1 protein-coding gene is annotated in these 209 nt (G+C 40.2%); it reads left to right on the top strand.

All coding sequences use genetic code 11. The annotated features are described in order from the left end of the window. Positions 1–209, top strand: a 209-nt coding sequence (locus tag LIZ87_RS22300; protein ID WP_264468139.1) for a Rid family hydrolase, incomplete at both ends; no start/stop codon positions are given.

Here is a 209-nt window from a genome sequence, read left to right as displayed (position 1 = left end):
AGTTCCCTTGTCACCTGAAACAGGCGAAATCATTGGCGAAACCATCCAAGAACAAACAGAGCAAGTCTTAAAGAACATTGGGGCTATTTTGGAAGAGGCTGGTACAGACTTTGACCACGTGGTGAAAACCACTTGTTTCTTAAGTGATATGAATGACTTTGTACCTTTTAATGAGGTCTATAAAACAGTCTTTACTACAGAGTTTCCAG

Source organism: Lacrimispora sp. 210928-DFI.3.58 (assembly GCF_020554865.1).
Taxonomy (GTDB): domain Bacteria; phylum Bacillota; class Clostridia; order Lachnospirales; family Lachnospiraceae; genus Enterocloster.
Note: the sequence above shows the minus strand (reverse complement) of the source record. Positions and strands in the feature narration are given on the sequence as shown.